Origin of the sequence: Desulfovibrio sp. DV (assembly GCF_001936595.1) — a bacterium.
Taxonomy (GTDB): Bacteria; Desulfobacterota; Desulfovibrionia; order Desulfovibrionales; family Desulfovibrionaceae; genus Solidesulfovibrio.
The window spans coordinates 37,129-47,729 of record NZ_MLBG01000020.1 but is presented as its reverse complement, the minus strand read 5'-3'; the positions used below and the strand labels follow the sequence as shown (position 1 = coordinate 47,729).

General features: G+C 62.2%; 7 protein-coding genes and 1 pseudogene. 6 read left to right on the top strand and 2 right to left on the bottom strand.

All coding sequences use genetic code 11. From position 1 onward, the window contains the following. From DVDV_RS07110 to DVDV_RS07095, 4 genes and pseudogenes are all read left to right on the top strand, one after another. A pseudogene (locus tag DVDV_RS07110) lies at positions 1-186 on the top strand (Nif3-like dinuclear metal center hexameric protein); the annotation flags it as partial. 18 nt (positions 187-204) lie between these two features. Beyond that, positions 205-966 (top strand): zinc ribbon domain-containing protein, encoded by a 762-nt coding sequence (locus DVDV_RS07105; RefSeq protein WP_075354001.1) that lies wholly within the window; start codon positions 205-207, stop codon positions 964-966. A gap of 455 nt (positions 967-1,421) precedes the next feature. Next, the gene (gene acs / locus DVDV_RS07100; RefSeq protein ID WP_075354000.1) at positions 1,422-3,407 is read left to right on the top strand and encodes an acetate--CoA ligase; all 1,986 of its coding nucleotides are present in this window, start codon (positions 1,422-1,424) and stop codon (positions 3,405-3,407) included. Positions 3,408-3,632: 225 nt separating this feature from the next. After that, the gene (locus DVDV_RS07095) at positions 3,633-5,438 is read left to right on the top strand and encodes a PocR ligand-binding domain-containing protein (RefSeq protein ID WP_254845294.1); all 1,806 of its coding nucleotides are present in this window, start codon (positions 3,633-3,635) and stop codon (positions 5,436-5,438) included. A 190-nt stretch (positions 5,439-5,628) separates the two neighbouring features. On the opposite strand, the gene DVDV_RS07090 is transcribed toward DVDV_RS07095, so the two are convergent. Continuing rightward, entirely contained in the window at positions 5,629-5,772 is a 144-nt protein-coding gene (locus DVDV_RS07090; RefSeq protein ID WP_075353999.1) for a DUF3096 domain-containing protein, read from the bottom strand. Positions 5,773-6,009: 237 nt separating this feature from the next. Here DVDV_RS07090 and DVDV_RS07085 point away from each other — a divergent pair, with 237 nt between their 5' ends. Beyond that, complete coding sequence (locus DVDV_RS07085; protein ID WP_075354003.1) at positions 6,010-7,854, top strand: adenylate/guanylate cyclase domain-containing protein; 1,845 nt, start codon at positions 6,010-6,012, stop codon at positions 7,852-7,854. Between the two features lie 16 nt (positions 7,855-7,870). Further along, positions 7,871-8,527: a hypothetical protein gene (locus DVDV_RS07080; RefSeq protein WP_075353998.1), complete on the top strand. Its 657-nt coding sequence runs from the start codon at positions 7,871-7,873 to the stop codon at positions 8,525-8,527. A gap of 181 nt (positions 8,528-8,708) precedes the next feature. Here DVDV_RS07080 and DVDV_RS07070 read toward each other — a convergent pair whose 3' ends face one another. Further along, the gene (locus tag DVDV_RS07070; protein ID WP_075353996.1) at positions 8,709-10,571 is read right to left on the bottom strand and encodes a YgiQ family radical SAM protein; all 1,863 of its coding nucleotides are present in this window, start codon (positions 10,569-10,571) and stop codon (positions 8,709-8,711) included. Between the last annotated feature and the right edge of the window lie 30 nt (positions 10,572-10,601).

Genomic DNA, 10,601 nt, shown 5'->3' with positions numbered 1-10,601 from the left:
GTGCCGCCGGGCCGATGCCTCATTGACGCCGGACATTTTTCCCTGGAAGAAGTCATGATGCGGCATTTCGCCGCTGATCTTGCGGCTGCGTTTGGCCAGGACGGACCCGAAGTCCGCTATTTTGCGGGCACCGACCCCATCACCGCGCATTTCCCGGACGGGACTGCCACCCCCCGGACCGAATAACCACTCGGAGAGACAGTCATGTATTTGAAACAGATTGAACAGCTCGTGGTCCTGCAAAAAGTCGACGACGAAATCGTCCTGCTGCAGGATGAACTCAAGCGGGCTCCCCAGCAGATCACCGAACTTGAAAAGCGTCGCCAGGACATCGAGGACAATGCCGAAGTCGTTCGCGACAAACTCAAGTATTTAACCGACCAGCAAAAGCGGTTGGACTCGGAAATCGAAAGCGACTCCGTGCGGCTCAAAAAGAGCAAAAGCAAGATGATGCAGGTGGGCAACCAGAAAGAATACCACGCCATGATGCGTGAGATGGACAATCTGGAAAAGCAGAACCGCGGCCGTGAGGAAGAAAAGATCACGGTGTCTGAGGAATTGTCCCGCCAAAACGGCGAGCTGGCCGAAATCGACGGCCAGGCCAAGGAACTCGACAGCGAACTGACCGTCGCCCGCCAGAGCCTGGATGACCGCATCAAGCAGGCCGAAGCCCGGCTGGGCGAACTGAAGCTGCGCCGCTCCGAAGCCGGCCAGGCCGTTCCCAAGCCCATCCTGCAGCGCTACGAATTCATCCGTTCGCGCCTGAAAAACCCGGTCATCGTGCCGGTTCACGCCGGCATCTGCTCCGGCTGCCACATCGCCATTCCGCCCCAGGCCTTTATCGAGCTGCAAAAGGGCATCCAGATTTTAAGCTGCCCCAACTGCCAGCGACTCATCTACTGGAGCGAGCACATCGAATCCGAGGCCAAAGCCAACGAAGACGGGGCCGAGGCTGCGGCCGAATAGGGCCCGTGGGGGAAAGAGAAAGAATGCCTCCGGCGGCCAAAGGGCTGAGCCCTTTGCAATCCCACCTGGGGGAAATTTGATTTGCCCGGGTGCCTCGCCAAGTCGAGACGCGAAAGTTGCTCCGGGGGCCGGGGGAGAGTAGCCCCCGGCCCCCGCAACAGGGATAAGATTGCATTTGACGAAAAGCCGGCCCAGCGCCGGCTTTTCGTTTTCCGGTGGCGGGTTGTCGCCGGCCCGGCCCAGGCCGCCTCCTGCTTCGCCACCCCCGCCCACGCTGATGCCTGTTTTACCCCTCGGTAAACGGCGTCGATTTCTCGGTAAACGGTCTTTAATCTTCAGGCCAATACGATTATCACGTTGTTGCAGCCACTGGCCGAATATCGCTGGCCGGGCCGGCCCCTTTCCCGGCATGGTCCGCCAGACGCGACGCATAATCCCAAACACGGGGGGAATTCATGACTGCCGACAATATCCAAAGCCTCCAGCAGGAAGGACGCACCTTCGATCCGCCGCTTACCGGCCGCGACACCGCCCATATCAAGAGCCTGGACGAATACCGCGCCATCTACAAACGCTCCATCGAAGACCCGGAAGGCTACTGGGGCGAGCGGGCCACCGAACTGCTCACCTGGGACGCGCCCTGGGACAAGGTCCTTGAGTACGATTTCAATACGCCCGAGATCAAATGGTTCGCCGGCGGCAAGCTCAATGCCACGTACAACTGTTTGGACCGCCATTTGACCAACGGCCGGCGCAACAAGGCGGCACTGATCTGGCAGGGCGAAAAAGACGAGGACGTGCGCACCTACACCTACCAGATGCTCCACGACGAGGTCTGCCGGTTCGCCAACGTGCTCAAGAAGATGGGCGTCAAAAAAGGCGACCGGGTGAGCCTGTACCTGCCCATGGTGCCGGAACTGGCCATCGCCATGCTGGCCTGCGCCCGCATCGGCGCGCCGCACAGCATCGTTTTCGCCGGGTTTTCCGCCCACAGCCTGCGCGACCGCATCAACGACTGCGAGTCCAAACTGATCGTGGTCAGCGACGCCGTCATCCGCTCGGGCAAAACCATCCCGCTCAAGCCCAATGCCGACGAAGCCCTCAAGGAATGCCCCACCATCGACAAGTGCATCGTGCTGCGCCATGCCGGTAACGAGGTCGAAATGATGCCCGGCCGCGACCTCTGGTGGCACGACGTCATGGCCGACCATGACGTGGAAGGCGATTGCCCGCCCGAGAGCATGGACGCCGAGGATGTGCTCTTTATCCTCTACACCTCCGGCTCCACCGGCAAGCCCAAGGGCGTCTACCACACCACCGGCGGCTATCTGACCTACGCCGCCCACACCTCGCAGATCGTCTTTGATCTCAAAGACGACGACATCCACTGGTGTACCGCCGACATCGGCTGGATCACCGGCCACTCCTACATCGTCTACGGACCGCTGGCCCTGGGTGCCACTTCGCTCATGTTCGAGAGCGTGCCCACCTACCCGGCCCCGGACCGGTTCTGGCAGATCTGCTCCAAATTCAAGGTCAACATCTTCTACACCGCCCCGACCGTCATCCGCTCGCTCATGAAGTCCGGCCCGGCCTGGACCCAAAAGCACGACCTGTCCTCGCTGCGCATCCTCGGCTCGGTGGGTGAACCGATCAATCCCGAGGCCTGGATGTGGTACCACGAACATGTCGGCGGCTCGAAGCTGCCCATTGTGGACACCTGGTGGCAGACCGAAACCGGCGGGCTCATGATTTCGCCGCTGCCCTATGCCACGCCGCTCAAGCCCGGTTCGGCCTCCCTGCCGCTGCCCGGCATCGACGTCGCCATCGTTGACGTCGAGAACAAGGAAGTCGGCCCCAACCAGGGAGGTTTCCTGGTCATCCGCAAACCCTGGCCTGGCATGTTGCGCGGCATCTGGGGCGCGAAAGACCGCTTCAAGCAGCAGTATTTCTCCGGGTTCAAGGGCTGTTACGAATCCGGCGACGGTGCCCGCCGGGACGAGGACGGCTATTTCTGGATCATGGGCCGGGTGGACGACGTCATTAACGTCTCGGGCCACCGCATGGGCACGGCAGAGATCGAATCCGCCCTGGTGTCCCACCCGACAGTGGCCGAAGCAGCCGTGGTCGGAATGCCCCACGACATCAAGGGCCAGTGCATCTACGCCTATGTGACGCTCAAGGCCGGCTACGACGAGAGCGAGGAACTCTTAAAGGGCCTCAAGCTCCACGTGCGCAAGGAAATCGGCCCCATTGCCGCCCCGGAAGTGATCCAGTTCGCCCCGGGCCTGCCCAAGACCCGCAGCGGCAAGATCATGCGCCGGATTCTGCGCAAGATCGCCTCCAACGAAGTGGACAGCCTGGGCGACACCTCGACCTTGGCCGACCCGAGTGTGGTGACGGAACTCATCGACGGCAAGAAAAGACTCTTTGGCAATTAGCCGAAAAAGCAGCCAAGCATGAGAAACCGCCGACCCCGGGATTTTGTCCCGCGGTCGGCGGTTTGTATTTGACAGCGGACAAGGCAGCAACAACAGGCAGTTCATGAAACACGTATCACAGAATGCATAAAGCAGGTTCAATCGGCTCATTGGCCCTTCGGCGTTGCCAACTCTGATTGGAAGATGTAGTGGTGTATCCTGGCCTTTTAGCCTGAGGAGATCGTCATGGGTAGCCGGGATCACTCTCAAATCGACACGGTGCTTGATCCTGACGAAGGCGTTGGAACGCTTGAACTCCAAGACATTGTTGACATTCATGCACTCCAGTTATTGATGGATCATTTCCAGAAATTGACTGGCATGGTTTTCGCCATTCTCGATCTGAAAGGAACGGTCCTTGTCGCGGCAGGCTGGCAAGACATCTGCCTTCGGTTTCACAGGGTCCACCCGGAAACAGCCAAACGCTGTCGGGAGAGCGATACGCTCCTTACACAAGGGGTGGAGCCTGGAAAATTCAAATTGTACCACTGCCAAAACAACATGTGGGATGTGGCCACTCCCCTGATTATCGGGGGAAGGCACATGGGCAACCTGTTTATGGGGCAGTTTTTATTCAAAGACGAGGAACCGGACAGAAAACTCTTTCAGGATCAGGCCCGCCTCTATGGGTTTGATGAGGATGCGTACCTTGCAGCCCTGGATCGTGTTCCGCGCTGGAGCCGTGAGACCCTGGACAATGTGATGCACTTTTATTCGCATCTCGCGGACCTGATCGCCAAACTCAGCTACGGGAACATCAAACTGGCCCGAGCCATGGTCGAAAAGAGCCAATTGATCGAGATGCTTGAGAGAAGCAAAGAAAAAACCGAACTGGCAAACCGCACCAAATCGGAATTCCTGGCCAACATGAGCCATGAGGTCCGCACCCCGCTCAACGGCATATTGGGTATGCTCCAATTGCTGAACACGACGAGTCCAACAGAAGAACAAAAAGAGTATATCGTCAATGGCATTCAATCCACCAAGCGCTTGACCAGATTGCTGAGCGACATCCTCGACATCTCAAAGATTGAAGCTGGCCGAATGCACATTGTCGAGACGGAATTTGATGTCTACAAGACGAAAAAATCCATACTGGATATTTTTTCTGTCGAGGCACAGAAAAAAGGAATCCAACTCAAATTCAGTCACGACACAGGTTCATCTCTGACACTCATCGGGGATGAAGCGCGTTTGCGACAAATCCTGTTCAATCTTGTCGGAAATTCCATAAAATTTACGGATGCCGGGGAAGTCAACGTAAACACCACTGTATTGCCTGTTGCAAAAGGCTCCGTCGTCCGTGTGTTGGTGACGGTGAGCGATACCGGCATCGGCATTTCCGATGAAAACCTCAAGCGAATCTTTGAACCCTTTGTCCAGGCGGAAGATTCGTACACCCGTCGCTTCCAGGGGGCAGGACTCGGCCTTTCCATTGTCCGCCGGCTCATGGAATTATTGGGTGGAACGATTACCATTGACAGCACAGTGGGCAGGGGCACAACATTCTATCTCACCTTACCTTTCAAAGTCCCGGAAGGGTTACCCCTGGAGCCTGTCCCCCCTGCAAAAAACCACTCCGGCGAACCACTTTCTTTGCGAATACTCTTTGCGGAAGACGACGCAGTCAGTCTCCTGACAGGCAGGCGGATCCTTGAAAAGTTTGGACACACTGTCGTCATGGCGAGGGATGGCCAGGAAGCCCTGCAACGTCTCAGCGAGCAGGAGATTGACCTCATACTCATGGACATCCAGATGCCCAGGATGGACGGCGTCGAAGCGACAAAGACCATCCGGGAGTCTGCCTCACTGCACCACAAGTCCCGGATTCCGATTATTGCCATGACTGCCTATGCCATGACGGGCGACAGGGAGAAATTTCTGGCGGCCGGGATGGATGCATACATCGCCAAACCGATGGATCAGGATTCCCTGTTGGCAATCGTCAATCAAGTCATGGAATCCCGTGTCATTGCGACACACGGGAAATAATCCGGCTACTTGCATTTTTCAATGCTGCGTCCCGGGACAGGCAATCGGGCAGGTCGGGGACGAAGGCTCCTGCTCCTGGCCGTTTCCGGCATTCCCCGCCAGCCATTCCCGGACAACCGCCGGCCCGGGCGTCTTCATCCCGGGCCGGCGGTTGCGATCCGACGAATGACGTCCGGCAGTTGCGGCACGGTTACAAGCGTCCGCCCACCAGCCCGAGTATCCCGATGGCGATGAGATAAATGGCCACGATCAGGTTGAGCAGGCGCGGTATAACCAGGATCAGGATGCCGGCAATAAGCGCGATAATCGGTTGCATCTGCATGTTGAGCATCATGGGAAGCCCCCTTGGTTGCGGGTGAAACGTCCGCCGCAGCTGACGGGACGATACCATCCCTTCTACGCTCTTTTACCGGCCCGGCAATACCGAAGTGTGCCGGAGCGTATCCGCCGCAGCCGCAAATCTGCCCAGATTTGCGTGGACGCCGCCGGCCGAGTGCGGGATACTGGCTCGGTCGCCCATGGAACCACTTCCGCCCAACACCGCAATCTTCCAGCCTATCCAGCCAACTCCATGCACTTCAAGCCCATCTTCTACACCTGTCTGACCCTGGCCGCCCTGGTCGCCGGGCTTTTCACCAGTTCCCTGGAGCCGGCCCGGCGCGTGGACGCCTGGACCTCGGACTTGTGGCACGTCCTGGCCGGCAAACGCCATGAACCGGCCCGCGTGGCTGTGGCCCTTCTCGACGACGAGGCCCTGGCCGCCGAGCCCGACCGTCCGCTGGTCTTCTGGGGGCCGCTTTACGCCAAGATCCTGGCCCGCCTGCGCCAGGTCGGGGCCGTGGCTGTCGGTATGGACATCCAGCCGGCCTTAAGCCCGGTCACCTGGATGGACATTATCGGGGCCGACACCAGCCGCGATTTTGACCGGGAATTCATGCTGGAGCTGGCCAAGGGCAAGGTCATCCTGGCCGCCAGCGTGTCCACCGAATCCGGCGAGGCATCCTTTAGCCTGCCGGCCACGGACTATCTGCTCGCCCTGCCCGGACACGAGGCCGACCTGGGCCTGACCAACGTGCCGCTTGACCGCGACGGCGTGGTGCGCCGTTTTGCCCCGGCGCTGTACGGCGAGGGCGAACCACGGCTGTCCTTTGCCGCGGCCCTGGCGAAGAAAGCCGCCCCGGACGCCCCGGGACTGGCCGGCTTGGACGACCGCAAGGCACTCTCCCCCCGGCCCATTCCCTATGCCGGCCCGCCCGGCACCTTTGCCCATGTGAGCTTTGCCCGGCTGCTGGCCCCGGATGCCTTAAGCGATCCGCAGGTCCAGGCCCTGGCCGGCAAGATCGTCATTCTCGGCATCGACATCCACGGCGCGCATGACCGGCTGGCCTCGCCCTATTCCCTGCCGCTTTTCGGCGCGCCCAAGGAATTCATGCCCGGCCCGGAGATCCACGCCAACATCATCGAGGCCATGCTGGCCGGCCGCAGCCTGTCGCCGGTGGGCCGGGGAGCAGCCTCGGCGGCCTGGCTGCCGTTTCTGGCCGCCTGTTCCCTGGCCTGCGCCCGGCTGGGTCCCGGCCGCTCGGCCCTGGCCGGCGGCGGCCTGGGCCTTGCCGCCTTTGGCCTGGGCTATGCCCTCTTTCTCCGGGGCCTGCTCCTGCCCCTGGCCGGGCTCGACCTTGGTCTGGTCGCCATCTGGGCCGGAGCCAATGCCGTGCGCTTAACCCGCGGCGAACGGGAAAAAGCCCATATCCGCCACGCCTTTGGCAAGTATGTGTCAGAATCGGCCATTGCCGCCATCCTGGCCAGCGGCAAGCCGCCCGCGCCCGGCGGCTCCCTGGCCACGGTCACCATCTTATTCTCGGATATCCGCGATTTCACGACATTAAGTGAAAAACTCTCGGCCGAGGAGGTGGTGGAACTTTTAAACGTCTATTTTTCCAAGGTCTGCGACATCATCCTGGCCAACGGCGGCATGATCGACAAATTTATCGGTGATGCGGTCATGGCTGTGTTCGGCGCCCCCCTGGCCGATCCCAGACATGCCTATCAAGCCCTTGCCACCGCCCTTGGCATGGTTACTGCTTCACGGGAGTTTGAGGACTGGATGCAAAACCGCTTTCCCCAGCTTGGGCAGTGGCGGTTTCGTATTGGCGTCGGCCTGCACAGCGGCCCGGCTGTTGTCGGCAACATCGGCTCCAAGCAGCGGCTCGATTTCACGGTTATCGGCGACACGGTCAACACGGCCTCGCGCCTGGAGGGCTTCACCAAGGAAATGGGCTGTCCGGTGGTGGCCAGCCAGACCGTGGTGGATATGGCCGGGCCGGGCGTGGTGACCGGACGCAAGGAACTGGCCCATGTCAAAGGCAAGAGTGAACCCGTGCCGGCCCTGGAAATTCTGGGGCTGGCGCACGAATAATACGAAAGGAGCAGTCATGCGTCGCGCTATCGCCTTCTCATTTTCCCTGTTGCTTGCAGCATTCTTTCTGGGCGCGACAGCCTGGGCCGATGCCCCCCGTCTGGTCTGCCTCGTCTCGTCGGTTGGTGGCCCGGTGACGCTGTCCGGAACCGACGGTCCTAAAAAACCCCTGGAACTCTTCACCCGCCTGCGCGAAGGCGAACGCCTGGAACTGGGACGCGGAGCCGAGGTGCAGCTGGCCTTTCTGCAAAAGGGCCAGCGCGAAGCCTGGACGGGGCCGGCCACCATCCTCATCACTTCCGAGGGTGGCCAAAGCCCGGACAGCACCATTCCGCCGGTGGTGGAAAAGCTGCCGCTTCGGGCCAAGCCGGCCGGCGGCGAGGCGTCGTCCATCCTGACCCAGGGCGGCGAACAGGCCACAGCCCAGGTCAAGACCCGTGAGGTCACCCTGCCCGAAGACAGGACGCTCAGCGACGATGAACGCGCCCAACTGGCCGAAGTCGAAGGGCAGGTGGCCCAATTGCGCAAGACTGCCGCCCCGGGCGACGTCGGTCCGGACATCGTCCTGCTGGAAGAGCTGACCCGACTGGAACAGCGCCGCCGGCTGGCCGAAGAACTGCGCCGGCTACGCGAGGCCCACCCGGACAACGCCGCCCTGGCCAACTGGGAATAGCGCCAACCGGCGGCGCAAGACGTCGCCAACGACACTGCCGGCCGACGGCTCCCCCTTGCCCGAAACACGGGCAAGCCCCGAAACGGGGAGGGAGCCGCCGGCCGGCAGTTGCATGTTGGGGCCGGGGGTGGAGGCCATGGCCGGGTCGGCATGGGCGCATCCGGCCGGCCGGGCCACGGTATTAGCGGTTCGGTTCCTTCCGGCCGCCACTCCGGGGTCGCCCCTGGCCAGGCTTGAAGCCGGGCTTGGGGCCGGGCCGGCCGCCGGCCGGACGGAAGGGCGCACCCGGCTTGTGGCCCGGGCGCTTGTCGCGTTCGCCGCTTAAAACAGCGTGCTGGCGCAGTCGCTCGGCATCGGAATCCGCCACATGGAGCGGTTTGCCCTCCAGGTCGATTCCGGCAAAATACATGGCCGCCGCCGCTGTCCCGGGCAGAGGAATGAAGCACTGGACCTGATTGGGCTTCCAGCCCCGGCCGGTGAACCAGGCGGCCATCTCCTGCATGTCGGCCACGGTGCATCCCGGAAAGGCGCTCATGAGGTAGGGTACGACATACTGTTCCTTGCCGGCCCGGTCGGATTCCCGGGCAAAAAGCTCGAGAAACCGCTCAAATACGGCAAACGGCGGCTTGCGCATCAGCCGAAGCACCCGGTCGTTTTTGTGTTCCGGGGCCACCTTGGCCTGTCCACCGGTAAAATCCCGGACCATACGGGCCAGGGCCTTTTCGTCGGCCAGCCCGAGGTCCATGCGCCAGCCGCTGGCCACCCGCACATGGCGCACCCCGGGCACGGCGGCCACGGCTTCCAGCAAATCCACAAAGGCCCCCTGGTCCACCGCAAAATGTTTGCAGATCTTGGGAGTCAGGCAGCTTGGCCGGCGGCAGGCAGCCCCATCGCCGGTGCAGCGCCCGCCCCACATGTTGGCGCTTGGGCCGCCCACGTCGCTCACACTGCCGTCAAAGCCCCGGACCCCGGCCAACCGGGCCGCCTCGGCCAGGACAGAACCCCGGCTGCGCGACCGGATGGCCCGGCCCTGGTGCAGGGCCAGGGTGCAAAAGGAGCAGCCGCCGGCGCAGCCCCGGTGGATGTTAAGGCTCCCCCGGATCATGGCCGCCGCCGGGATGGGCTGGCTGTAGGAGGGATGCGGCTCTTTGGTAAACGGCAGGGCATAGAGCGCGTCAAGCCCCTTGCCGTCAAGGCCCTGGCCGGGCGGGGTCAGCACCACCATGCGCTCGCCCACCCGCTGCACCGCAGTCTGGCGGTTTTGATGCACATGGCGCTCACTGTCCAAGGTGGCTGCGAGCAGGAGCTTCGGTTCGGCCAGGATGGCCTCGTGGGAGGGCAGTTCGATGACGGCCTCGGCCGGGGCGTCCTCAGGGTAGTCGCCGGCTTTTCGGGCATAGGCCGCACCAGGGATGGCGGCCAGGGTATGGACCAGTTCGCCGCCCTCCTCCTCCAGCCGGTCCAGCCCCTGGGCCAGGGCCAGGATGGAGTGCTCGGCCATGCCGTAAAGCACCACGCTGGCCTTGGCATCCAGAAGAATGGATTTACGCAGGGACTGGGACCAGAAATCATACTGGCTCACCCGCCGAAGCGACGCCTCGATGCCGCCCAGGGCCACAGGCAGGCCCGGAAAGGCCCGGCGCACGAGGTTGGTGTAGACGATGCAGGCCCGGTTGGGGCGGGCTCCGGCCAAGCCGCCCGGAGTGTAGGCGTCGTCGGAGCGCTTTTTGCGAAAGGCGGTGTAATGGGCCAGCATGGAGTCGAGCGACCCGGCCGTGACCCCGGCAAAAAGCCGCGGCCGGCCCATGGCGGCAACATCGCCCGGATCATCGGGGCCAAGCTCCCAGCGGGGTTGGGTGATAAGGCCGGTCTTGTAGCCGTGGCTGACCAGCCAGCGGCCCAATAGCGGCGCGCCAAAGGACGGATGGTCCACATAGGCGTCGCCGGAAACCAGCAGGATATCCAGGCTGTCCCAGCCAAGACGGTCCATCTCGGCCCGGGTCATGGGCAAAAAATCGGGTTGTTTAATGGGTGTGCGCGCCATGGCCGCACTATGGCCGCACTCGCCCGCGCC

What these genes read in the sequence shown, in the direction of transcription:
- acs (WP_075354000.1), top strand. Translation starts at nt 1,422, where the DNA reads ATGACTGCCGACAATATCCAAAGCCTCCAGCAGGAAGGACGCACCTTC.
- DVDV_RS07090 (WP_075353999.1), bottom strand. Translation starts at nt 5,772, where the DNA reads ATGATGCTCAACATGCAGATGCAACCGATTATCGCGCTTATTGCCGGC.
- DVDV_RS07105 (WP_075354001.1), top strand. Translation starts at nt 205, where the DNA reads ATGTATTTGAAACAGATTGAACAGCTCGTGGTCCTGCAAAAAGTCGAC.
- DVDV_RS07095 (WP_254845294.1), top strand. Translation starts at nt 3,633, where the DNA reads ATGGGTAGCCGGGATCACTCTCAAATCGACACGGTGCTTGATCCTGAC.
- DVDV_RS07070 (WP_075353996.1), bottom strand. Translation starts at nt 10,571, where the DNA reads ATGGCGCGCACACCCATTAAACAACCCGATTTTTTGCCCATGACCCGG.
- DVDV_RS07080 (WP_075353998.1), top strand. Translation starts at nt 7,871, where the DNA reads ATGCGTCGCGCTATCGCCTTCTCATTTTCCCTGTTGCTTGCAGCATTC.
- DVDV_RS07085 (WP_075354003.1), top strand. Translation starts at nt 6,010, where the DNA reads ATGCACTTCAAGCCCATCTTCTACACCTGTCTGACCCTGGCCGCCCTG.